The organism is Pseudomonas sp. Pse79, from assembly GCF_024519615.1.
Classification (GTDB): domain Bacteria; phylum Pseudomonadota; class Gammaproteobacteria; order Pseudomonadales; family Pseudomonadaceae; genus Aquipseudomonas; species Aquipseudomonas veronii.
Genome location: NZ_JALJRR010000017.1, coordinates 1 through 24,204, shown reverse-complemented (window position 1 = coordinate 24,204; position 24,204 = coordinate 1). Strand labels below are relative to the sequence as shown.

23 protein-coding genes are annotated in these 24,204 nt (G+C 60.0%); 9 read left to right on the top strand and 14 right to left on the bottom strand.

What is annotated here, in order from left to right; genetic code table 11:
• Positions 1–54 precede the first annotated feature (54 nt).
• From NR164_RS20620 to NR164_RS20610, 3 genes are read left to right on the top strand one after another with little or no spacing between them, the layout of a single operon-like run.
• Positions 55–735, top strand: a complete 681-nt coding sequence (locus NR164_RS20620) for a C39 family peptidase (protein WP_017848391.1) — start codon at positions 55–57, stop codon at positions 733–735.
• 38 nt (positions 736–773) lie between these two features.
• Complete coding sequence (locus NR164_RS20615; RefSeq protein ID WP_046383163.1) at positions 774–1,517, top strand: hypothetical protein; 744 nt, start codon at positions 774–776, stop codon at positions 1,515–1,517.
• 50 nt (positions 1,518–1,567) lie between these two features.
• Positions 1,568–2,869, top strand: coding sequence for a hypothetical protein (locus NR164_RS20610; protein WP_026140201.1), 1,302 nt, complete (start codon positions 1,568–1,570; stop codon positions 2,867–2,869).
• 64 nt (positions 2,870–2,933) lie between these two features.
• On the opposite strand, the gene NR164_RS20605 is transcribed toward NR164_RS20610, so the two are convergent.
• A complete protein-coding gene (locus NR164_RS20605; protein ID WP_256823206.1) occupies positions 2,934–4,259 on the bottom strand; it encodes a sigma-54 dependent transcriptional regulator in 1,326 nt (441 codons plus the stop codon).
• Positions 4,260–4,604: 345 nt separating this feature from the next.
• Here NR164_RS20605 and NR164_RS20600 point away from each other — a divergent pair, with 345 nt between their 5' ends.
• The gene (locus NR164_RS20600) at positions 4,605–4,865 is read left to right on the top strand and encodes a hypothetical protein (protein WP_017848387.1); all 261 of its coding nucleotides are present in this window, start codon (positions 4,605–4,607) and stop codon (positions 4,863–4,865) included.
• A 73-nt stretch (positions 4,866–4,938) separates the two neighbouring features.
• On the opposite strand, the gene NR164_RS20595 is transcribed toward NR164_RS20600, so the two are convergent.
• From NR164_RS20595 to gnd, 3 genes are read right to left on the bottom strand one after another with little or no spacing between them, the layout of a single operon-like run.
• Positions 4,939–5,787 (bottom strand): Cof-type HAD-IIB family hydrolase, encoded by an 849-nt coding sequence (locus NR164_RS20595; protein WP_057005230.1) that lies wholly within the window; start codon positions 5,785–5,787, stop codon positions 4,939–4,941.
• Positions 5,784–7,307 carry a glucose-6-phosphate dehydrogenase gene (gene zwf, locus NR164_RS20590; protein WP_017848385.1) on the bottom strand — a complete coding sequence of 508 codons (1,524 nt, stop codon included), beginning with the start codon at positions 7,305–7,307 and terminating at the stop codon, positions 5,784–5,786. The genes NR164_RS20595 and zwf overlap by 4 nt, the downstream gene beginning before the upstream one ends.
• The gene (gene gnd, locus NR164_RS20585; protein ID WP_017848384.1) at positions 7,304–8,287 is read right to left on the bottom strand and encodes a phosphogluconate dehydrogenase (NAD(+)-dependent, decarboxylating); all 984 of its coding nucleotides are present in this window, start codon (positions 8,285–8,287) and stop codon (positions 7,304–7,306) included. Before gnd ends, zwf begins: the two co-directional genes overlap by 4 nt.
• Positions 8,288–8,555: 268 nt before the next feature.
• Here gnd and NR164_RS20580 point away from each other — a divergent pair, with 268 nt between their 5' ends.
• The 4 genes from NR164_RS20580 (at position 8,556) to NR164_RS20565 (ending at position 13,358) form a co-directional block, all read left to right on the top strand.
• A complete protein-coding gene (locus NR164_RS20580) occupies positions 8,556–8,732 on the top strand; it encodes a DUF6026 family protein (RefSeq protein ID WP_155678519.1) in 177 nt (58 codons plus the stop codon).
• A gap of 152 nt (positions 8,733–8,884) precedes the next feature.
• Positions 8,885–10,627 carry a phosphoethanolamine transferase CptA gene (locus tag NR164_RS20575; RefSeq protein WP_079443636.1) on the top strand — a complete coding sequence of 581 codons (1,743 nt, stop codon included), beginning with the start codon at positions 8,885–8,887 and terminating at the stop codon, positions 10,625–10,627.
• A 128-nt stretch (positions 10,628–10,755) separates the two neighbouring features.
• The gene (locus NR164_RS20570) at positions 10,756–12,993 is read left to right on the top strand and encodes a TonB-dependent siderophore receptor (RefSeq protein ID WP_108526580.1); all 2,238 of its coding nucleotides are present in this window, start codon (positions 10,756–10,758) and stop codon (positions 12,991–12,993) included.
• Positions 12,994–13,136: 143 nt separating this feature from the next.
• A complete protein-coding gene (locus NR164_RS20565; protein ID WP_256823205.1) occupies positions 13,137–13,358 on the top strand; it encodes a hypothetical protein in 222 nt (73 codons plus the stop codon).
• 100 nt (positions 13,359–13,458) lie between these two features.
• On the opposite strand, the gene NR164_RS20560 is transcribed toward NR164_RS20565, so the two are convergent.
• From NR164_RS20560 to NR164_RS20515, 10 genes are all read right to left on the bottom strand, one after another.
• A complete protein-coding gene (locus NR164_RS20560; protein ID WP_017848379.1) occupies positions 13,459–13,950 on the bottom strand; it encodes a GNAT family N-acetyltransferase in 492 nt (163 codons plus the stop codon).
• Positions 13,951–14,115: 165 nt separating this feature from the next.
• Entirely contained in the window at positions 14,116–15,222 is a 1,107-nt protein-coding gene (gene zapE / locus NR164_RS20555) for a cell division protein ZapE (protein WP_046385257.1), read from the bottom strand.
• Positions 15,223–15,237: 15 nt separating this feature from the next.
• Complete coding sequence (locus tag NR164_RS20550) at positions 15,238–15,573, bottom strand: nuclear transport factor 2 family protein (RefSeq protein ID WP_017848377.1); 336 nt, start codon at positions 15,571–15,573, stop codon at positions 15,238–15,240.
• A gap of 51 nt (positions 15,574–15,624) precedes the next feature.
• Complete coding sequence (locus NR164_RS20545) at positions 15,625–16,341, bottom strand: YafY family protein (RefSeq protein WP_026140198.1); 717 nt, start codon at positions 16,339–16,341, stop codon at positions 15,625–15,627.
• A gap of 134 nt (positions 16,342–16,475) precedes the next feature.
• Complete coding sequence (gene pepN / locus NR164_RS20540; RefSeq protein ID WP_256823204.1) at positions 16,476–19,133, bottom strand: aminopeptidase N; 2,658 nt, start codon at positions 19,131–19,133, stop codon at positions 16,476–16,478.
• 13 nt (positions 19,134–19,146) lie between these two features.
• Complete coding sequence (locus tag NR164_RS20535) at positions 19,147–19,977, bottom strand: DUF2797 domain-containing protein (RefSeq protein ID WP_256823203.1); 831 nt, start codon at positions 19,975–19,977, stop codon at positions 19,147–19,149.
• A complete protein-coding gene (locus NR164_RS20530) occupies positions 19,974–20,234 on the bottom strand; it encodes a YeaC family protein (RefSeq protein WP_017848373.1) in 261 nt (86 codons plus the stop codon). Before NR164_RS20530 ends, NR164_RS20535 begins: the two co-directional genes overlap by 4 nt.
• Before the next feature lie 12 nt (positions 20,235–20,246).
• Positions 20,247–21,119: a rhomboid family intramembrane serine protease gene (locus NR164_RS20525; RefSeq protein WP_256823202.1), complete on the bottom strand. Its 873-nt coding sequence runs from the start codon at positions 21,117–21,119 to the stop codon at positions 20,247–20,249.
• Positions 21,116–22,087 (bottom strand): metallophosphoesterase, encoded by a 972-nt coding sequence (locus tag NR164_RS20520; protein WP_046383153.1) that lies wholly within the window; start codon positions 22,085–22,087, stop codon positions 21,116–21,118. The genes NR164_RS20525 and NR164_RS20520 overlap by 4 nt, the downstream gene beginning before the upstream one ends.
• A complete protein-coding gene (locus NR164_RS20515; protein WP_003217892.1) occupies positions 22,087–22,977 on the bottom strand; it encodes an NAD(+) kinase in 891 nt (296 codons plus the stop codon). Before NR164_RS20515 ends, NR164_RS20520 begins: the two co-directional genes overlap by 1 nt.
• Positions 22,978–23,120: 143 nt before the next feature.
• On the opposite strand from NR164_RS20515, the gene NR164_RS20510 reads away from it, so the two are divergent.
• Complete coding sequence (locus NR164_RS20510) at positions 23,121–24,068, top strand: DUF1853 family protein (RefSeq protein ID WP_079443633.1); 948 nt, start codon at positions 23,121–23,123, stop codon at positions 24,066–24,068.
• The last annotated feature ends 136 nt before the right edge of the window (positions 24,069–24,204 follow it).

Here is a 24,204-nt window from a genome sequence, read left to right as displayed (position 1 = left end):
GGCCTTGGCAACAAGGCCCTTTTTAATTTCCAGTGTCCAACAGGTCATTCGATCATGCGCCTCGCGACCCTCACCCTCCTGATGTTGCTCACCGGCCCAACATGGGCAGGCACGATGGCGATCTCCGCCATGCCCGGCGGTGCAGTCATCTATAAAAAGGTCGAGAGTATCCGTGAGCGTCGGTTCGCCAACCTGGTGGAACAGAAAACCGATTTCAGCTGCGGTGCTGCGGCACTTGCCACCATCCTGCGTCAAGCCTACTGGCTGGACGTCGACGAAGAACACATCATCAAAGGCATGCTGGTCAACGCCGACCAGAACCTGGTACGCACCCAGGGTTTTTCCATGCTGGACATGAAGCGCTATCTCGAAAGCATCGGCATGCGTGCCCGGGGCTACAAGATCGCACCAGACACTCTGGTGACCGTGAAGATCCCTGTGGTGGTGCTGCTGGAAATCCGCGGCTACAAGCACTTCGTGGTGATGCAACGCGCAGACAAGGACTGGGTATACATCGGCGACCCGGTGCTGGGCCACAAACGCTATTCGCGCGACGATTTCGTCAAGGGTTGGAATGGCATCGTATTTGCGGTGTTGGGCGAAGGTTATGACAAGGCCAATGTCCTGCTTGACCCGCCTACCCCTCTCAGTGCCAAGAACAAACTGAATGAATTCAGACCCGTGGGCGATGCCGAGCTGATGGACTTCGGTTTTATCCAAAGCGACTTCTTCTAAGAAGCGCCATTAGGGGCAGGAAGCTCCAGGAGCGAGAGATGAACACTTCCCGTTGGCTGACGGTCTTGTGTCTGGCAGCCTCAATGCCCGCTTATGCTTCATCGGGGTTCAAGCCTATCGAACTGAAAGACTCGGAAATGGCCGAGTTGCGTGGTCGTTATGTGATGCCGGGGCGGATCATCAGCTTCGGCATCGTCATGAGCAGCACCTGGACCAACTCGGTGGGTGACTCGATCACCGGCAAAGCCAGCATGCAGATCGACAAGACGACCATCACCCCGCAGTTTTACGTACAGACCGTCGGCGTCAAAGGCACGGGCACCAACCAGACCACAGGCACCGGTTCGGTAGTCGGCGGCGCGGGCCTGGGCAGCGGCCAAGGCGTGACCCAAAGCGTGCGTGCGGCCGGCGATGGCAACACCGCTTACAACAATGTCGGCATCAACGTCACCGAAAACGGCCTCGCACCGGGCAACCTGGTGCAATCAGGCCAGGTGCTGGTCGCCGGAGGCGTGGTCACCGGCAGCAGTGCGGCAGGCGATGTTGCCGTTTCGGCCAGGAACGGTGGCTTGCAAATGGTCATTCAGGCCAATAACAACCAGGGCAACAGCCTTCAACAGATCGGTGCTGGCAATGTACTGCAAGGTACGGTGCTTACCGGCAACACGAATTTTGTCAACAATATGACCCAGCTCAACATTGTCATGGGCAACAGCCTGAACAATGGCGCGCTGAACTGCAATCTTGACCAACTCAAAGGCCTACGCACTCTCGGATATTGAACTACGCTGAGCCTCGACACTTTACGCATTAAAAAAGGACGGCTTATTTCATGCATCGATCGCTATCATTACGTGCGGTTGTTTGTTTAAGTACGCTCTTACCTGCGTCCATGTTGTATGCCGCGCCGGACGCCGATATCGAGACGCTCAAACAAGAACTCTTGGAACTCAAACAGCGTTACGACGTGCAGCAAAAGGCCCTGGCGGTGCTGGAACAGCGGGTGCGCCAGGTCGAAGACCAGCCGGCGACTCCAGCGCCCAAACGTCTGGCAAAATCCCCGTCGGACTTCAAAAAAGGTGGGACCACCGTTGCGGGTACAGGCGCGGCAGCTGCCTCCGGGGGAGCGGGTGGCGGCGGCAGTTCCTATGGGCAGTCGCTTAAGGATGACTCGGCGCCTGCGCAAAGCGTCAGCAACCTTTACAACGAAGCCAGCGGCTTCTTCGGCAACGGCAAATTCAGCTTCGAAACCGGCATAACTTATGCGCGCTACGACGCCCGTCAGTTGACCGTCAACGGTTTCCTCGCTCTGGACTCGATTTTCCTGGGTAATATCAACCTTGACCGAATCAAGGCGGATAACTGGACGCTGGACCTGACCGGACGCTACAACGTCGATAACCGCTGGCAATTCGACGTCAACGTGCCAGTGGTCTACCGCGAGTCCACCTACCAATCCGGCGGTGCCGGCAACAATGCCCAGGCCACGTCGGAAGCGTCAGTGACCCGCGACCCGACCATCGGCGATGTCAACTTCGGTGTCGCTTACAAGTTCCTCGACGAAACCGCCAACTTGCCGGATGCAGTCGTGTCGGTGCGGGTCAAGGCGCCAACGGGTAAAGAGCCGTTTGGCATCAAACTGGTCAAGCAAACCACCAACGACAACCTCTACGTACCGGAAAGCCTGCCCACCGGCAATGGCGTCTGGTCGGTCACGCCGGGCATTTCCCTGGTCAAGACGTTCGACCCGGCGGTGTTGTTTGGCTCGCTCTCCTATACCCATAACTTCGAGGACTCGTTTGACGATATCAGCAGTGACGTGAATCAGAAGGTCGGCGGCAAAGTCCGCCTGGGTGACAGCTTCCAGTTCGGCGTCGGTGTCGCCTTCGCCCTCAACGAGAAGATGAGTATGTCGTTCTCGGTTTCCGACCTGGTCCAACGCAAGAGCAAGCTCAAGCCAGACGGCGGGGATTGGCAATCGGTGGTCTCCAGCGACGCCAACGCCGGTTACTTCAACGTGGGCATGACCATCGCGGCGTCGGATAACCTGACGATCGTGCCGAACCTGGCCATTGGCATGACGGATGATGCGCCGGACTTCACCTTCAGCCTGAAATTCCCGTACTACTTCTAAACCGCGCACAGGGAAAAGCCCCGCAACGATAAGGGTCGTTGCGGGGCTTTTCGGTTTACCCGCCCTAGCGGATCTGGTGTTTGTGCAACAACCGGTAGAACGTCGGCCGGGAAATCCCCAGCACACGGGCCGCGACACTCAGGTTGTCGCTGTGCCGGTTGAGCACATCGCACAGCGCCTGGCGTTCGGCGCGGTGTTTATAGTCTTCCAGTGTAGCCATCGGCGACGAAATTGCCTGCTGACTCTGCAAACCCAGATCAACGGCTTCGATTTGCCGCCCTTCGGCCAGCACCAGGCCTCGGCGCACGCGGTTGGCCAGCTCACGCACATTGCCCGGCCAAGGGTGGTGCCCCATGGCCACCAGGGCGTCTTCGCTGAAGCTGCGGGGGCGGCGCCCGGTTTCCTGGCTGTAGAAGCGCGCAAAGTGGTTGGCCAGCATGGCGACGTCACCGTGGCGCTCGCGCAACGGCGCCGTGACCACTTGCAGCACATTCAAACGGTAATACAAGTCTTCACGAAACGTACCCTTCGCAACGGCCGCTTCCAGGTCGACGTGGGTCGCCGCCAGCACTCGCACATCCACCGGGATCGGCTGGCTGCCGCCGACGCGTTCGATCTGTTTTTCCTGCAGGAATCGCAGCAGGTTGGCCTGCAGCTCCATCGGCAAATCGCCGATCTCATCAAGAAACAACGTGCCGCCATTGGCCGCTTCGATCCGCCCGACCTTACGCTGGTGGGCGCCGGTAAACGCGCCCTTTTCGTGGCCAAACAGTTCGGATTGGATCAGGTGTTCCGGGATCGCGCCGCAGTTGATCGCGACAAATGGCTTGGCATGGCGCTGGGATTGGCGGTGCAGGGTTTTGGCCACCAGCTCTTTGCCGGTGCCGCTGTCGCCGCGGATCAGGACCGGGGACTCGGTGGGCGCCAATTTGGACAATAACTTGCGCAGCTCGCGGATCGGTCGGCTGTCGCCCAGCAGTTCATGTTCAGGCTCGTCCACCGCGGTGTAGCCCTTGCCCCGCAGCCGTGCCATGCCAAAGGCGCGGCCGAGGGTGACCTGCACCCTGGACACATCGAACGGCAAGGTATGGAAGTCAAAAAACCATTCGCAGACAAAATCGCCGACGTTCTGCAAGCGCAACACTTCTTGGGTGAGCACCGCGATCCACTCGGTGCCGCTGCGGCTGATCAGCTCCTTGACGGCTTCGGGCCGCTCCAGGTGATACGGCTGCAAGCGCAGCAAGCCGACATCGCAGGATCGCTCCCCCACGGCCGCCAACGTACAACTGTCCACCTCCCCCCCCGCCGCACGCAAACCCGGTAACAACTCATAGCAGTCATCACAGGGGTCGACCACGAGCAAGCGGCGCTGCACAGGTGTAACAATCATGACTATTCCTTGGCGCCAGAATTGCTAAAGTTATTTATAAACAAAGGTTTGTGACGCCCGGCAATTACAGTATCAAAATCTTGACAGTTGCCTTGTATCGTTTTGCTATATGTCTTGGCAAAAAGCCACTCGACCGTCACATCCCAGCAAAAAAGTTGTACCTGCCGAATCGCGTATTCAGCTTTCAAAACAGCCGCTTACATGACGTCAATCACGGAAAGTTGAAAATTGTTGCTCTAACATGTGACCCGTACCCCGCCATCGCGCATCAGTACAAGTAACTCGCCGCACGGTCAGCCCAGCCGACGGCACTCACTTGATTGGGCATTTAGAGAGAAGACCCACATGAACGCCCCGCTCCGCATCAACGAAGCTCTTTTGATCGCAGACCGTGCTTTCCAACCCTTCCAGTGCGTGGCCTGGCACGATGGCAACGGTGCCCTCAGCCTGAGCGTCATCGACCGCACCAATACCCGCATCGGCACTAAACAACTGTCGTCGAGCGCGTATACCGACCCGGCACAACTGGAAGATTTGTTGTTGCAGGCGCGCGCCGAGCTCGATAAAGATGGCTACCAGTTGCAGTCCTGGGCCATGCCGAAGTAATCCGAAACTGCAACTTGCGAGCACTGCATTGTAAAAGACAGGGCTCGCAAGTTCAGTATTAAACGCCGATGGTCTAACTTGGCGTATCGAACACTTTGTGTGGCACCTTGAGAATAAACCGCTCGATCGCTTGCGCCGCACCGTCCTCGAGATTGCTGCCGGTGACCACATCGGCCTGGCGCTTGACGGGCTCTTCAGCCTGCCCCATGGCAATCGACAATCCGGCCACATGAAACATTGCCGGGTCGTTGCCACCATCGCCGATCACTGCGGTCTGTGCCAACGGCACTCCGAGGTGCGCGGCCAAGGCTTTCAAGGCCTCGCCTTTGTTGGCTTTCATGGCGGTCACATCCAGGTAGATCGGTTGCGAACGCGAGACCTGGGCCAAGCCCTGCACCTTGGGCTGCAATTGCGCTTCCAGCTCCATCAATAATTGCGTGTTGCGACTGGCGGCGACGATCTTGTCGACCCGATCCAGGTACGGTTCAAAACTCTCCACCACCAGCGGCCCATAACCCAGGCCAGCGGTTTCAACCGCCACCATGGGCCCAGGCGGATCGCGCCGCAGCCATTCACCATCGGCAAACAGCCAGACTTCCACGTCCGGCTCGCCGGAAAACAGCGCCAATGCCACCAGCGCCGCCTCCGCCGGCAGCCGGTGCGCGACCAGCACGCTGCCGTCAGGGTTGACCAGTGTGCCACCATTGAAGCCCGCCACCGGCACGTCGATGCCAAACGCTTCGACCATGTGCATCATGGCCTTGGGCGGACGCCCGCTGGCCAGGCTGAATAACACGCCGGCTTCACGCAAGGCGCGAACCGTTGAAAGGGTGCGTTGGGTCGGGGTGTGATCCGGGCGCAACAAAGTGCCGTCCATATCACTCAACACAAACCGGATGGGATGCTTCGCAGTATCACTCATCCGAGCGAGTGCCAGGCACGGCCATCGCGGGCCAGCAACGCATCGGCCGCCGCCGGACCATCTTCACCGGCCTTGTAGGCCTGGATCCCGTCGTCTTCCTTCCACGCATCGAGAAACGGCTGCACCGCACGCCAGCCGTTTTCGATGTTGTCGGCGCGCTGGAACAGGGTCTGGTCGCCGGTCATGCAGTCGTAGATCAAGGTTTCGTAACCCGTCGACGGCTGCATTTCGAAGAAGTCTTCGTAGGCAAACCCCAACTCAATGTTGGCCATGTCCAAGGTCGGCCCAGGCCTTTTCGCCAGCAGGTCGAACCACATGCCTTCGTTGGGCTGGATCTGGATCTTGAGGAACGTGGGTCGCAGCTCATTCACTTCGGTGTCGCGGAACTGCGCATAAGGCGCCGGCTTGAAGCAGATCACGATCTCGGTATCGCGAATGCTCATGCGTTTGCCGGTGCGCAGGTAGAACGGCACACCCACCCAGCGCCAGTTGTCGATCATCACTTTCAGGGCGACAAACGTTTCGGTGCTGCTGTCGGGCGCAACGTTGGCTTCGTCGCGATAACCGGGAACCGGCTTGCCACCAATCTCTCCGGCGCTGTACTGGCCACGCACCGAATTGGCCCGCGCATCCTCTGCGGACCAAGGGCGCACGGCACCGATCACCTTGGCCTTTTCACCCCTCACAGCGTCGGCGCCAAACGCCGCTGGCGGTTCCATGGCGACCATTGCCAGCAGCTGGAACAGGTGATTGGGCACCATGTCACGCAGGGTGCCGGTTTTTTCGAAGAAATTGCCCCGGGTTTCCACGCCGACGGTTTCGGCGGCGGTGATCTGTACGTGGTCGATGTAATGGTTGTTCCAGAACGCCTCGAACAGCACGTTGGAGAAGCGGCTGATCAGGATGTTCTGTACCGTTTCTTTGCCCAGGTAATGGTCGATGCGATAGATCTGCTTCTCGCTCATCACCTTGAGCAAACAGGCGTTCAAGGCTTCGGCGGTGGCCAGGTCGGAACCGAACGGCTTTTCGATCACCACGCGGCGGAAGTGATCGTCGCTCTCCGTCAACAAACCGGCACTGCCCAGGCGCTGCACCACGTCACTGAAGAAGCGCGGCGCGGTGGCCAGGTAGAACACCGCATTGCCGGTGCCGCTGTCGGCGATTTTTTCGGCGATGTCCGCGTAGGTGCTGTCGTCGAGGAAATCACCCTCGACGTAGCTGATACCTTTGGCCAACTGCGCCCACAGCTGTGGGTCCAGTGCGTTGTCGGCATTGCCCTTGACCTTGCTCGCGGCTTCGGTGCGAATGAAGTCCTCGAGTTTCTTGGCAAAGTCGGCATCGCTGATGGCGTTGTGATCAACGCCGACAATGCGCAAGCCATTGCCCAGCAGCCCGTCACGACTCAGGTTGTACAGCGCCGGCATAAGCAGGCGCTTGACCAGGTCGCCGTGGGCACCAAACAGAAACAGCGTGGTGGGAGGAGCGGGTTCGGCCTTGGGTTTCTTGCCGTTGGCGGTCATTTTTTGGACGTCTCCACGTGACCACCGAAGCCAAAGCGCATGGCAGACAACATCTTGTCACCGTAGGTGCTCTGCTGGCGCGAGCGGAAACGCGCAAACAACGACGTGGACAGCACCGGCACCGGCACGGCTTGTTCCATGGCGGCTTCGATGGTCCAACGGCCTTCGCCGCTGTCGGCAACCGAGCCGGAGTAGCCCTCGAGTTTCGGGTCGGTGGCCAGGGCGTCGGCAGTCAGGTCCAGCAGCCAGGACGACACCACGCTGCCACGACGCCAGACTTCGGCGATATCGGCAACATTCAGGTCGAAACGTTGGTCTTCTGCGAGGTTTTCCGAGTTTTTGGTCTTGAGGATGTCAAAGCCTTCGGCAAACGCCTGCATCATCCCGTACTCGATACCGTTGTGAATCATCTTCACGAAGTGCCCCGAACCTGCAGGGCCGGCATGAATGTAACCGTGCTCGGCGCGGGGGTCTGCGGCGGCCGAGCGGTCCTTGGTACGCGGGATGGAACCCAGGCCCGGCGCCAGGCTGGCGAAGATCGGATCAAGGCGCTGCACGGTCGCGGCGTCGCCGCCGATCATCATGCAGTAGCCACGCTCCAGGCCCCAGACGCCGCCCGAGGTGCCGACGTCGACGTAGTGCAGGCCTTTTTCCGACAGGGCCTTGGCACGACGCACATCGTCCTTGTAGTTGGTGTTGCCGCCGTCGATGATCACGTCACCGTGGTCCAGCAGGTCGCTCAGTTCATTGATGGTGTTTTCGGTGGGGTCGCCTGCCGGCAACATCACCCACACAGCGCGGGGCTTCTGCAGCCCGGCGACCAGCGCCTTCAAATCGGCAACGCCGGTGGCGCCCTCTTCGCTCAGGCCTTTGACAAATGCTTCGTTACGGTCGTAAACAACGGTGGTATGCCCATTGAGCATCAGGCGCCGCGCAATGTTACCGCCCATGCGGCCTAGTCCAATAATCCCCAGTTGCATGTGCTGATGCTCCTAACTACTAAAAAATGTGTGACATAGTTTATAGCGCAATGAGGCTAATGAGGGTTAGTTCAGAGCGGATCGGTATAGTTTCATGAGAAAAAGTAGCCAGCATTTCACCATTACCGCCGCAAAAGTCACACGACCGCCAAAAATAAAAAAGTTCCCTTGATACATAAAAGAATTCAGAATTGCTTCCGACTGATGCCCAGAACCTCCAATCATGCGTTCTGGCACCGCGATCTACCGGCTATTTGCGAGGTAAGCAATGAGCACAGCACAGATGACCCGCCCGCCACAGACCCTCTACGTCAGCATCCGTCGCGACGAGTTGCGCCAATTGAAGGCCGAACGCGACCAACTGCAACAGGAAGTCTTGCGCCTGCGCTCGCACCTGCAAGGCCAGCTGGATCAGCCTTCCAGCACACAGCCCGCCCTCTGCTGAGCGGTTTTGTAAGGTAACTCCTACAAAAAACTCACAAAGTTTTCACATCTCCTTCACGATACTCGCGCCCGAAGGGCCGCCTTACACAAGGGCGGCCTCTGCTGCGTGCGTCCCTGCGCGTCAGCTGAAAAATTATCGGGTTGGAGCGCTGGATGGCGATGTTCAAACGCAGCACTACGTCTGCGAAAGGTTTTGATTGGGCCGGCCTGGGTTGGCTGTTCCTGTTCTTCTGGTACTTCTCGGGTATTACCCAACTGCTGATTCAACTGACCGGCACTTCCGGTTTCAGTGGCTTTCGCCAAGCCTTCTTCATGAGTGCGCTGTGGTTGGCGCCGATGTTGTTATTCCCGCGCCGTACTCGCCTGCTGGCCGCCTTGATCGGAGTGGTGCTGTGGGCTTGCTCCATGGCCAGCCTGGGTTATTTCTTCATCTATCAGCAGGAATTCTCCCAGAGCGTCATCTTCATCATGTTCGAGTCGAACATTTCTGAAGCGGGCGAATACGCCACCCAATATTTCGCCTGGTGGATCGTGCTGGCATTCATTGCCCACACCGCCTTCGCCATCTTCCTGTGGACGCGCTTGCGCCCGGTTTACCTGCCGCGCGGCCAGTCGATACTGGCAGCGGTAGCCATTGTGCTGGCCGTCGTCGGCTACCCGTTGGTCAAGCAGATCGCCACGAGCGAAACCATGGAACTGGCCATCGACCGCTTCGAAACCCGCATCGAGCCGGCTGTGCCGTGGCAGATGATCGTCGCCTACCGCCGCTACACCGAGCAACTGGACAACATGCAAGGCATGCTGACCAGCGCCAGCCAGATCCCGCCGTTGAAAAACCTCAAGGACAGCATGGCCGGCCAGCCTTCGACCCTGGTGCTGGTGATCGGCGAGTCCACCAACCGCCAACGCATGAGTCTCTATGGCTACCCGCGCAATACCACGCCGGAGCTGGACAAGCTGCGTGACCAGTTGGCCGTGTTCGACAACGTCATCACCCCGCGCCCCTACACCATTGAAGCGCTGCAACAGGTGCTGACCTTCGCCGACGAAGAGAACCCGGACCTGTACCTCAAGACGCCGTCGATTGTCAGCGTGATGAAACAGGCCGGTTACAAGACCTTCTGGATCACCAACCAGCAGACCATGACCAAGCGCAACACCATGCTCACGACCTTTTCCGAACAGGCCGACGAGCAGGTCTACCTGAACAACAACCGCAACCAGAACGCCCGCCAATACGACGGTGACGTCCTGGCGCCCTTCGCCAAGGCCCTGACCGACCCCGCCGAGCGCAAGCTCATCGTGGTCCACCTGCTGGGCACGCACATGAGCTACCAGTACCGCTATCCGCCAACCTTCGAGAAGTTCACCGATCGCCAGGGTGTTCCGGACGCTATCACCGATGCCCAGTTGCCGATCTACAACAGCTACGACAACGCGGTGCTGTACAACGACTTCGTGGTGTCGAGCCTGATCAAGGACTACGCCAAGACCGACCCCAACGGTTTCCTGCTGTACCTGTCGGACCACGGTGAAGACGTATTCGACTCCGCCGGCCACACCACCCTGGGCCGCAACGAAGGCAAGCCGACGGCGCCGATGTACACCATCCCGTTCATGGCCTACGCCTCACCGAAATGGCGCGAAACCCACGACTGGAAATTTGCCGGCGACCTGCAACGGCCCTACAGCAGCTCGCAGCTGATCCACACCTGGGCCGACTTGGCCGGCCTGAATTTCGATGAGCTGGACCACAGCAAAAGCCTGGTCAGCGACAGCTTCAAACCGCGCCCGTTGTTGATCGGCAACCCCTATGAGCGCCAGCAGAAAGCGCTGATCGACTTTAGCCTGATCAAACCGAAGACGGCCGAAAACGCCGACGTGGTGCTCAAGTAAATACCGCCTTGTAACAGAACGATAACAATCATTCTCGTTTACACCTAAAGTTCCACGCCTCCTTTCGTCTTTGAGCCAAGGCCTTTTCATACTGAGAAGGCCGCAAAGACGACAAGGAGTCTTCCGCGATGTTCGCGCCCTTTACCCGTTCCATGACCGTTACCCTCGGCCTGTTCAGCCTGGCGCTGAGCCCGGAACTGCTGGCTGAAACCGACCCCGAACAGACACCCGCCACCGCGCTGGAGCTGGGCAGCACCCACATCAGCGCCGAAGGCCTGGGTGCCAATACCGAGCACACCGGGGCCTATACCACCGGCTCGATGAGTACCGCCACCCGGCTGAACCTGTCGATCAAGGAAACGCCTCAATCCATTTCGGTGGTCACCCGCCAACAGATGGACGATTTCAATCTCAATACCCTGACCGACGCTTTGCGCCAGACCACCGGCGTGACGGTCCAGCATCTGGATTCGGACCGGGCCGGGTATTCCTCCAGGGGTTATTCGATCAATAACTTCCAGGTGGACGGCATGCTCAATACGTTCGGGCGCATGAAGTCCGACTCGGACACCATCATCTACGACCGTATCGAAGTAGTACGCGGCGCCACTGGCCTGACAACCGGTGCCGGCGACCCCTCGGCGACCGTCAACATGATCCGCAAGCGCCCGACTGCGCAATGGCAAGCCAAGACCGGCGTCAGCGGCGCCAGCCATGACAACTACTACAGCTACCTGGATGTGGGCGGCCCGCTGGCCTTTGACGGACGGCTGCGCGGGCGCACGGTGATGGCTTACCGTGACAGCCAATCCTTTCGCGACAACTACGCGCTGCAACGGGAAGTCGGCTACGGCATTCTGGAGGCCGACCTGACGGACGACACCGTGGTAGCCGTCGGCTTCGACTACCAGAACAAGCACGTGCAAGGCAGCTCCTGGGGCACCCTGCCCTACTGGAACAGCGACGGCAGCAAGGCCCGCCTGTCGCGCTCGGCCAACCTCGCGGCCGACTGGAGCTCCTGGCCCCTGAAGGACAAGACCACCTTCGCCTCCATCGATCACACGCTGGCGACGGACTGGCGCCTGAAAGCCGCCTACACCCATCGGCAAAGCGATACCGACGGCAAGGTGTATTACGGCGGCGCCGGTTTTCCGAATGCCGATGGCAGCGGCATGACGGCCTGGACCAACCAGATGGTCGGCACCTCGAAAATGGATGTGGTCGACTTCAACCTGGCGGGCACCTACGCGCTGTTGGGGCGCGAGCATGCGTTGATGCTGGGTTATGGCGAATCCGAGCAGCGCGACACGTCACCCTTCCAACGTTTTGCAACGCCCCAAGGCTACGAGACCATCGAAGACTGGAAACACATGGGCGGCATCGGCAAATTCCCCGACCGCACCACCGGCCTCAAGGGCGAACATAGCAGCAAAAAACAAAAGGCCGGCTACCTCGCCACACGCTTGAGCTTGACCGACACGCTGCATGCGGTACTGGGCAGCCGCTATGGCAGCTGGGAAATCGAAAGCGCCTCGCCCACGTACAACCTCGACAATCAATTGACCGCCTCAAGCAAATCCAGCCAGACCCACACAGACATGTGGACACCTTACGCGGGCCTGCTCTACGACCTGACGCCGGAATACACGGTGTACGCCAGCTACACCGACATCTTCAACCCGCAGGACGAGCGCAACGCCAGCAAGCAGTACCTCGAACCAGTGGTCGGCAGTAACTACGAAATCGGCCTCAAGGGCAGCCTGCTCAACGAACGTTTGAACCTGGCCACCGCGTATTTCTGGAGCACCCAGGATAACGTCGCCGAACTCGACAATGCGGCCCCGCCGGACCCGATCACCCGCGAGCAGTTCTACAAATCCGGTGGCAAGGGCAACAAGGTGCAGGGCTTTGAAGTGGAGGTGTCCGGCGAAGTCATGCCGGACTGGAACCTCACGGCGGGCTACACCTACACCCATTCGCTCAACGGCGATAAACAACGCAACAACACTGGCCAGCCGATGAATATGCTGAAGGTGTCGACAGCCTATCGTTTACCGGGCGAATGGCGCGGGTTGACGGTGGGCGGCGCGGTGAACTGGCAGAGCGACTTCTACGACTTCGCCGAGCGGCCGATCGGCGGCCGGGACCAAGAGGGTTACCTGCTCACCGAATCCACCAAGATCACCCAACAGGCCTATACCGTGGTCAACCTGATGTCGCGCTACCAGTTCGACGAGCATGTTTCGGCTTCGGTTAATGTCAATAATCTATTCGATGAAAAATATTATGAACGCGTCGGCTTTTATAATGGCGTGTACTGGGGCGACCCGCGCTCGATAACCTTGGCACTCGACTGGAAACTCTAACCACCCTCCACCGAAGTTAACAACATTGTTAACTTCGGGAGTTCCCCACGTTAATACCCACTTAATAAGCTGCCCGCACAATCGCCCCATGAATCTGATCAAGGACCGAGCGGATACCGACCACACTGAATGGGAACACCTTGATGAAACCCTCGATTTTTATGCTTGCCGGCCTGCTGACCCTGACTTCCGCGGCGGCTTTTGCAGAAGGCGGCTCGGAGCGCTCGAAGGAGTTCTACAATAACTTCGCCTTCACGCAGCAGAAATTCCACGGCAGCAATGAACAAACTGCCTCCGCTGACGGTAAAACTTTAAAACGCGACACAGCTGATCAATCCAGCACCGAGGCACAACCTAAAAGTTAAGTTAACTTTTATTTAACTCGCATCACCCTGTGCCAATCCGCTCTGTTGGCAAAGGTTAACTTGGCGCCATTCAATGGCGCCTTTTTTTGCCTGTGCCTTATTACAGTGGTTTGTTCCAGAACAACATACGCCCATGGGCCGGATCAAATACCGAGTCGTCAAAACCGAACTTGCGGTACGCCGACTGCGCCACAGCATTGCCCTCGAGCACTTCCAAGGTGATCTTGCAGCAGCCACGCTGACGGGCGATTTCCTCGACCTTCTGCAGCATTTTCTGGCTCAGCCCCAGGCCCCGGAACCGATTCATCACGGCGACATCGTGGACATTGACCAACGGACGACAGGCGAAGGTGGAAAACCCTTCAAAGCAATTGACCAATCCCGCAGGCTCGCCGCCCACGAATGCCAGGACACTGAACGCATGCGGGCGCTTGGCCAGTTCAGCCGGCAGTTGTTGCAACAGGTCGGCGGGCAGGCTGTGGCCGCCCCCCATTGGGTCTTCAGCGTAATGATTGAGCAGCAGGGCAATGGCCTCGGCATGCACAGGATTGGTGTAGCTGGCTTGCAGCACCAGGATTTCAGGGGTATCCATTTCCGTCCTCGATAACGACAAACAAGGGAATCAGTTCCCTTTGAGGAGGACGATTGTAAGCGTGGAGCAGGCGCCAGATGAAGGAGATTAACTACAAATAGCTGCCAGAAGGCGCGAAGGTTACCCACATCAAAAGCAGCCATAGGACTTGCACCAGGCTTTTTCCTACCCCCCAAAGCGCTGCAATTGCATTTCCTGCAAGCGACTCAAGGTTCGTCGGAAAGGGAATTCCAGATAGCCTTCGGTGTAGAGGCTTTCCAACGGCACTTTAGCCTCGATGAACAGCGGCACCTTGCGGTCGTAGCATTCATCCACCAGGGCGATAAAGCGCCGCACGCTGTCATCGTGTACTGACAACTCGGGCAATTCGCGATCACCGGCCGCTACTCGCTGGACACCGTCCTCGGTGCCTCGGGCAATCCGTCCCGGTCGCTTTTGTGCACTCAGGTTGGGGACCTCACCCAACAGGATCGCCTTGAAACGATCACACAGCAGCATGAAATCCATCGCTGCCAAAGGTTGCTCGCACAGGTCGGCATACCGGCACCACAACACCGTGTCGCTGGCCTGCACCGCCACGATGCAGCGATGGCCGACACTGATCGGGCCATGGCGCACCGCTTGGCCCTCGCTCAATTGCTCGAACACCGCCGCCAGCGCATCCGGCTGATCGACCCAATAACGTTGCAGACCGACACCCGGGTGCAAGCGATGGTCTTCACCACCGTCCACCGCCACCACGTGCATGTGCTGCTTGATCGCCGCAATGCCCGGCAGGAAACGCTCGCGATTGAAGCCACCGGCGTAGAGCTGTTCGGGCGGTTGATTGGAGGTGCAGACCATCACCACGCCTTCTTCGAACATCACCTGGAACAAACGGCCAAGGATAATTGCATCACCGATGTCACTGACGAACAACTCGTCAAAACACAGCACGCGTACCTCTTGGGCCAGCTCACGGGCCAGCGCTTGCAACGGGTCATGGGTGCCGGTGAGCTGGAACGAACGCTGGTGTACCCAACCCATGAAGTGATGGAAATGCTGGCGCCGCGCAGGCACGCGCAGGCTCAGGTAAAACTGGTCCATCAGCCAGGTTTTACCCCGGCCCACGGGGCCCCAGAGGTAAACCCCGAGAATCGGCGAGCGCCCCTGGTGCAAGGCTTGGTGGCAGGTCTGCAGGGCATCCACCGCACGGCGCTGGGCATCGTCGGCGACGAAGCCCAGTTGGGTGGTGGCGTATTGATAAGCGGCGAGCGGCGAGTCGAAAGTCATGCGCGCCATTATGACTTACAAGGAGATATCCAACCGTGAAATCTTGCCCTGTTCGTTCAAGCGAAAGGTGTAGCGCAGCTCCAGCGGGCTGCCGGGGAAGTTGCCGGAAACCACATTGCTGACCAATACCTTGCCGGTGCGATGCTGCACGTTGAGCACTTCGACCCTGGGCTGATAACGCTGCGCGGTGTCTTCCATCCAACGTGCGATGGCGGCGGTGCCGACCTGATGCGCGCCCTCATCGAACACGTTGGCGTCGTCAGCAAAACAATGGGCGACGGCCGAAGTGTCGCAGGCATTGGTTGCCGCAATGTAGGCGGCGATGGCCGGGGCCAGATCAGCGTGGGACATGGCACAGCTCCTTTGTGATGATTTATGACGCCATGCTAAACCAGGGCTGTGTCAGTTTTTGTCAGGAGTGAACGGCGAGGAATGCTGCTGCTCCATCAACTTGCGCCAGCCCCGCAACCAATCACTGCGGCGCCCCGGATAGCGCTCGCCGCGGGACTCAGCGGCAGCCACGCGATCGGTGCGAAAGGTGCGATACGCGTCTCGCAGTTCGCACCAGGCCACGATCACCCGCACCTCATTGAGAAAGCCCAGCGCCAGGGGCCAGATCAGCCGCTGGCTCTGGGTCTGGCTCGCGTCGGCGTAATCGATGTGCAGCTTGGCCTGGTTGCGAATGGCTTCGCGAAACACATTGAGCGGTACGCGGTTTTCCGGGTAGCCGAACCCTGGCGGGCCAGGTAGCAGCGTCGGGTTGCGTAACGCTTCCTGGGCGGCGGGGTCCAGCACGTCGGCAATTTTTGCCAAGGCGTTGGCCGCGGCATGGCTCAAGACATCGTCGCCACGCTGATCCACATAGCGCAGACCAAGCACGATGGCTTCGGTTTCCTCGGCATTGAGCATCAAGGGCGGTAAAAACAGCCCGCTGCGCAACACATACCCAACTCCGGCCTCGCCAAAAATCGGTGCGCCCAGCGCGGTCAATTCGGCGATGTCGCGATACAGCGTGCGCTCGGACACCTCCAACTGCGCCGCCAGTACAGCAGCGGTCACCGGACGCTTCTTGCCCCGCAGAGCCTGGAGCAAAGTCAGTAGACGAGTGGTACGCGACACGTTGAGCCCATCAAAAAAAGAAAGTGGCACAGCTTATCAGAGCACCCTGTCAGAAAATGTCAGCAGCCGCTCGGCCGCCGATTATCCGGGACGAAAAAAAAACGGCCTGTCGGCCGTTTTTTTAATTGCGTGGTTTACGCAAGGCTCTTGCTGACCACCTCGAACACATCGCTCGACAGTTCACCGGAAGCTCGAATACGCTCCAGTTCCGCCTTCATCAGCGCCTGCCGCGCGCTGTCGTATTTGCGCCAGCGGGTCAACGGCGCCAATTGGCGCGAGGCGATCTGCGGGTTGAAGCCGTTCAACTGAATCACCAGGTCCGCCAGGAAACGATAGCCCGAGCCGTCCGCGGCGTGGAAGTTGATCAGGTTCTGCCCGGCAAACGCGCCCACCAGTGCACGCACTTTGTTCGGGTTCTTGATAGTGAACGCCGGATGTTCCATCAACGCCTTGACCCGCGCCAGCCCGCCCGGCAACACGCTGCTGGCCTGCACGCTGAACCACTGGTCCATGACCAGCGGGTTGTCCTTGAAGTTCTCGGCAAACACCGCCAAGGCCTTGGCTTTTTCCGCCTCGAACGGCGAATTCACCAACACCGCCAACGCGGTCAGGCGTTCAGTCATGTTGTCGCTGGTGTCGAACTGGTCCAACGTTGCCGCCAGCACTTGCGGCTTGCCGCTGAGCATCAGGTACGACAGCGCAATGTTCTGCAAGGCACGCCGGGCAAAGTGCTCGGCAGCCGCTACATACGGGGTTTGCTTGGAGAGTTCGCGGTTGGCCTGGTAGCGCAGCCACAAGCCGTCGAACAACTGGTCGGCCAGTTGCTTGCGGGCGAATTCACGGGCGGCATGAATGGCGTCGACGTCGGCCACTTCGCTGATTTCCGTCAGGTAGGCCTCACCCGGCAACGAGAGCATTTCGGCGACCATCGCCTGGTCCAGGCTTTCGTCGCTCAATACCGTGCGCAGTGCGTCGATCAGGCGCTGATCCAGCTTCAGCGGCTGACCCGCCTGGTACTGGCCGATCAGCTCCTGCAACACCTGCACCGACAGTTGCTGGCCGGCATCCCAGCGATTGAACCCGTCGCTGTCGTGCTGCATCAGGAACATCAACTGATCACGGGTGTACGCAAAGCTCAGTTTCACCGGCGCCGAGAAACCGCGCAGCAGCGAAGGCAGCGGCTGTTCGTTGATATCGACGAAGGTAAAGGTCTGCTCGGACTCGGTCACCGAAATCACGCGGGACGTGCCGGCAGCACTTGCCTCACCGGCCAGGCGCAACGCGACAGCAGCACCCTTGCCGTCCAGCAGGCCCAATGCCACTGGAATCACGAACGGCAGCTTTTCCACTTTGTCCGGGGTTTCCGGGCAGCTTTGGCGGAAAGTCAGGCTGTAGGTTTTGGCCGCAGCATCGTAGGAATCACTCACCGCCAAGCGCGGCGTACCGGCCTGGCTGTACCAGCGCTTGAACTGGCTGAGGTCGGCACCGTTGGCGTCTTCCATGGCTTTGATGAAGTCGTCGCAGGTCACGGCCTGACCGTCATGACGCTCGAAATAGAGGTCACTGCCTTTGCGGAAGCCTTCGGCGCCGAGCAAGGTGTGGATCATACCGACCACTTCCGAGCCCTTTTCGTACACCGTCAGGGTATAGAAGTTGGAGATCTCGATAAAACTTTCCGGGCGCACGGCGTGGGCCATCGGGCCGGCGTCTTCGGCGAACTGGTGAGTGCGCAGGTACGCCACATCCTGAATGCGCTTGACCGTGGCCGAGTTCATGTCCGCAGAGAAGCCCGAGTCGCGGAACACGGTGAAGCCTTCCTTGAGCGACAGTTGGAACCAGTCGCGGCAGGTCACGCGGTTGCCCGACCAGTTGTGGAAGTATTCATGCGCGACGATAGCCTCGACCCGCTGATGCGCGGCGTCGGTGGCGGTTTCGGCGCGGGCCAGCACGGCGCTGGAGTTGAAGATGTTGAGGCCCTTGTTCTCCATGGCACCCATGTTGAAGTCGTTGACCGCGACGATCATGAAGATGTCGAGGTCGTACTCGCGGCCGTAGGTTTCTTCATCCCAGCGCATGGATTTTTTCAGGCTGGTCATGGCGTGCTGGCACTTGTCGATATTTTCCGGCTCGACATAGATACGCAGCGCCACGGAACGGTTGGTCATGGTGGTGAAGCGGTCTTCGACACACCACAAATCACCGGCCACCAGCGCGAACAGGTACGCCGGCTTCTTGAACGGGTCTTCCCAGGTCGCCCAGTGGCGGCCGTCTTCGCCAGGACCGCTGGCAATCGGGTTGCCGTTGGACAGCAGCACCGGGTAGCTGTGTTGCTCGGCGATCACGGTGGTGGTGAAGGTACTCATCACATCCGGACGGTCGAGGTAGTAAGTGATCTTGCGGAACCCTTCGGCCTCGCACTGGGTGCAGAACATGCCGCCGGACTTGTACAAGCCTTCGAGGGCCGTGTTGGTTTCGGGGTGGATCTTGACGCTGGTGTCGAGGGTGAAGGTCTCACTCGTGGGCTGCACGGTCAGGTGGCTGTCGGTCAACTGGTAGTCAGCGTCCGTCAATTCCCGGTCAGCCAGGTTCACGCTCAACAGTTCGAGCTGCTGACCGTCCAGCACCAGCGGCGGCAAGCCGGCGCCACGTGCGGGGTTACGGCGCATCACCAGTTGCGCGTGGACCAGGCTGTGGTCCTCGAACAACTCGAAGGTCAGGTGTGTCTCGTCGATCAGGTAGTCCGGCGCCTGATAGTCCTTCAGGTAAATCATCTTCGGTTGTTCGGTACGCATGGGTGGCATCCTTTTACTGATGCACGGCGAGCTGGTAGGCCGTGTACTTGCGAATATTGATGACCCCGGTGTCGAAGATCAGGTATTGGCCCTTGATCCCCAGCAGCGTGCCTTCGGCAATCGGGTTCTTGTCCAGGTTGAAGCTGACGATCTTGGTCGGATACTGCTCGATCGGGTAACGGATTTCGATCGGTTCGATGTCGGTAATCGTTTGGATGGCTTGTAGGCCAAAGCGTTCCTGCAAACTCGCCAAGCCCTCGGCGCAAGACGCGAACAACTCATCGCGCACCTGCTTGAGGTCGACCGATTGTGCATCGCCCTTGAGCAAGGCACGCCAGTTGGTCTTGTCGGCGACCTGGCTGCGGAACAGGTCTTCGACGAAACCGGACTGCTGGCGCGTGGACACCCGCACGATCGGCAGCGCCTGGCTGGCGCCCTGGTCGAGCCAACGCGTGGGCAATTGGGTGGCGCGGGTGATGCCGACCTTGATGCCCGACGAATTGGCCAGGTAGACCACATGGTCGGTCATGCAGAACTGCTCGCCCCACGTCGGATCACGGCAGGTGCCGGCGGCGTAATGACAACGCTCGGGACTCATGATGCACAGGTCGCACTGAGCCAGCTTGGTCATGCACGGGTAGCAATAACCCTGGCTGAAGCTGGTCTTGGTCTTGCGGCCACAATGGCTGCAATGGATCGCACCCAGGTATTCCAGGCGCACATGGGTGCCGATCAACGGGTTGACCGGCACCTCGGTATCGCCCAGACGAAACGCATATTGAACGGTCGGCTCACCGAGTTGCGCCGACATTTTGCTGACTGCACCGCGACCGATTTCAATCAATGGATCGCGTCCGACTTGAACAGGATGTTCGGCACCGTGGTCGACTTCGATTCACACTCCTGCGTTCCCATGTAGCCGGTGCGCTGGTCTTCCGGCAGGTTCTGGATCTCCCAGGCGATCATCGCTTGCAGCGACAGCTCCCGCTGCTCGGCGGTGAGCTTGCGGCCATCGGACCATTTGCCGATTTCCACGGCGAGCTTGAGGCTCCGGTAGATGTCCGGGGTGATGTTTTCGATCATTTCAGCAAAAGAGGACATTCAGGCTCTTCCTTAACGAATAGTGGATTTGCGACGACTGTATAAACCGCCCAACAAGCCGGTCAGGCAACCGATGACCAGGCCGCCGACATGGGCGGCATTGGCGATTTCGCCGAAACCGATCATCGAGACCAGCCCCGACAGGCACAGCACCAACCACACCAGCATCATCACCAGCACCCCACGGGGCAGGCGATAAGCCGGGTTGGGCGAGATGAGTTGATAGATCCAGCAATGCCCCAGCAGCCCATACAAGACGCCGGACAAGCCACCAAACAGGCCGGGGCCGCCATACAGGTATTGAGCGAAATTGGAGGCCAGGCTGAACAACAGCGTCAGCCCCAGCAGGTTGATACTGCCCTGGCGCGCTTCAATACGCCGCCCCAGCTCCCAGTACCACATGCCATTCATGGCCAGGTGCAGGATGCCGAAGTGGATCAGCATCGGCGTGACCAGCCGCCACCACTGGCCCGAGGCCAAGGTGTCGGCCAGCGGCGTGAACTGGATGTACTCACCCATCACCCGGAACGGCAGGAAGGTCAGCCAGCTCATCGCTTGCAGGTTTTCACCGAGCAAGGTCACCGCGCCAACGATCAGGCTCGCCAGCAGCACCAGCGCCGTCACCGGGCTATGGCGCACTTGCTGAACAAACCCCGGGCGCGTGACCGCCGCCTGCTCCGGAATATCCAGTTGCTGGTCCGGATCGCCGGCCGGAAAACGTTGATACAAGACGCGCACGTCGTCGCTGATGGTCTCGGGCACCCACAACACCTGCTCGCCCGCTTCTTCACTGACGCGATGGGGCACCTGCATGCGTTGCAGCAGTTTGACGAAACCGCCCAGGTCGACGCTCAGCGGCAAGCGTAATACGGGCACGGCACTCATGTAATCACCTCGGGGCGCTCAACGTCGACCCATACGAATTTATGCGGATCGAGGCGGGTTTCCTGATCCAGTCGGTACGCCACCAGCTTGCCGTACAGCACCGCGCTGTAGTCCAGACAGGCCAGGTTCGGACGGATCGGCGCCGGTTTGCCGCTGCGCCAGTAATGCCCGACGAACAGCACAGGCTCGTCGACGCCGTAGCGCAGCAGGGAGTTTTTTTCAGAGGACGACAACGGTGTGCGCGCCACGGGTTCCGGCAATGCATCGGGCTGGAACACGATGTCGCCGTAGGTTTTCGGGTCTTCTTCCCAGAACTTGGTGCGGAAGAACGAGCGTGTCAGGCCGTCGCCGCCGGTCAGGGTCAAACCGTCCGGCAGACGCATGTCGGTGCCGCGCAACAGGCGATCAAAGGCATTGCAGGCGAAGCTGCCCGGCACGGCGGCGGCCTGCAGGAAATGCTGATCGATACAGCCATCGGGAAAAGTCGCGCGCAGCGGCTGGATAAACCCGTCATCCCAGCACGCATGCACCACACGGAAACGCCCGGCGTCGACGAACAGCGGCATGTCATAGAACCAGCCGAGGAAGTCGTGCCAATCGGCCGGGTGATCCTCGAATTGGGTCAGGGTCTCGTGGATCAAGCGCTCATGCCGCGGGGTGTGCTCGCGCACGAACTGCTTGCCGCTGCCCGGTGGCGCGGGCGTGGCCCAGCCCAGGGCGTTGAACTCATGGTTGCCCATGATGCACAACGCCTGCCCGGCCTCGGTCATGTCGTGGACAATGTGCAGCGCCTCGCGAATCCGCGGGCCACGGTCGATGATATCGCCGAGGAACACCGCCATGCGCGACGGGTGGCGCCAGGTGCCAGCGTGCTTGTGGTAGCCCAACTGGTCGAGCAGGTGCTCAAGGGTGTGGGCGCAACCATGCACATCACCAATCAGGTCGTAGCTACGCGCGGGATCGAGCATCAGTCGCCTCCACCCCCCAAGCGGCTGCCCCAGCCCAACTTGGTGCGGCACACTTCGTAGTAGTTGTGGTCCAGCGGGTGGATCAGCCGCAGCTTCTGCGCCTTTTTACTCACGGTGATGGTGTCACCGGGAGCGCAGGTGAAATGGTTCTGCCCGTCGCAGGAGACTTGCGGGTAAATCTGCATGTCTTTGGAAACCACGATTTTCAGCTCACTGTTGCCATCGACCACAATCGGCCGGCTGGACAACATATGGGGGTACATCGGCACGATCACAATGGCGTCGAGCTTGGGGTGCATGATCGGGCCGCCCGCCGACAGCGCATAAGCGGTGGAGCCGGTGGGCGTGGCGACGATCAGGCCATCGGCCTTTTGACTGCACACGAACTGGCCGTCGATATACAGCTCGAATTCGATCATCCGCGTGGATTTGCCGGGGTGCAGCACGACATCGTTGAGGGCGTCGCCCTGGCCGATGGCTTCGCCGTGGCGGCGCACTTCAGCTTGCAGCAGGAAGCGGTTCTCCACCAGGTAATGGCCGTCGAGCACCTTGGCCACTTCGACTTCCAGCTCATCGGGACGAATATCGGTCAGGAACCCCAGGCTGCCACGGTTGATCCCCAGCACCGGCACGTTATGCCGCGCGAGCGCCCGGGCGGCGCCCAGCAGGCTGCCGTCGCCGCCGACCACAATCACCATGTCACAGACTTCACCGAGCATCTTGCGCGACGAGGTTTGCAGGCCATGGCCCGGGAGGATTTCGGCGATGGTGTCTTCGAGGATCACATGCAGGTGGCGCTCGAGCAGAAACTTTTTCAGCCGGCGGACGGTGTCCAACACCTGGGTACTGCCCAGGCGACCGATAATGCCGATATTGCGAAATTGCTCCATGGGGCTCCTGCGGGATTGGGGTGTGGCAAAAAAGAACGATTATGGGCGAAAGGCCGCGTCAGGCAAAATCCTTTGTCGCCGTGAAGCCTTGATGACAACGCTTCTCAGCCACCCTCCCCTGTGTAAAAGGCTATGCTCGGACCATGACCGTGTTCCCCGACTTGCACAACCTGCCCCGCCAACTGCGCCATCCCGAGGTGCGCGACCTTGCGTGGGTGATGCTCGCCCCGCCGATGCTCGCGCAAACGCCGTGGCCGCAACGCCATCCGCTGGCCGGCAGCGACTGGGTACAGGCGCCCGACCGTCTCGAACACTGGCTGCGGCAATTGGACCAGGACAGCAGCCCCCTGCAGCATTGGCTGAACCTGGCGCGCACCCGGCGCCTGGGCCTCTACTATGAACGCCTGTGGCAGTTCGCCGTGCAGCATGCGCCGGGCGTGGAACTGCTGGCAGCCAACCTGCCGATCCGCCGCGCCGGGCATACCCTGGGCGAACTGGACATGCTGCTGCGCGACCGCGAGGGCGTGCATCACCTGGAACTGGCGATCAAACTCTACCTCGGCCCGCAGGACGGCAATGGCCAGGACACCGCGCAGTGGCTGGGGCCGGGCTGTCATGATCGGCTGGATCGCAAGCTGGCGCACCTGGCCCAGCATCAGTTGCCGATTTCGGCACGACCGGAGAGCCGCGAGGTGTTGGCCGCGCTGGGTATCGCGCAGTTCGATGCACACTTGTGGCTCGGCGGCTATTTGCTTTACCCCTGGCCTGGCCAGGCTGAACCGCCCTATGGCGCTCACCCGCAGCATTTGCGTGGGCGCTGGCTGCATCAGCGTGATTGGCGGGACTTTGTCAGCGCCAGCGCGCCCGGCCGCTGGCAGCCCTTGCCCCGACATGCGTGGCTGGCGCCAGCGCATTACCAGGCAGAAGCGGTGTGGAGCGAAGAACAGATGCTGGAATGGCTGGCGGACCTGGCACCGATGGCACCGGCTCAGTTGCTGGTGCGACTGGTTCAGAACGGCGAGGAGTGGGAGGAAGCCGAGCGGTTGTTTCTGGTGGCGGATCTTTGGCCGAATGTACCGGGCACTCCCTGACCTGCAAGGAGCGGTCTCACCGACTCGAAGGCTCAGCCCTCATTGAGAAATATCTGTTGCGGCAACCTGAAGTCACGCAGCTTGAGCAACGCCAGCGGCCCCGCATCCAGTTCGGTGCGCAGGTGCCACGTCAGGT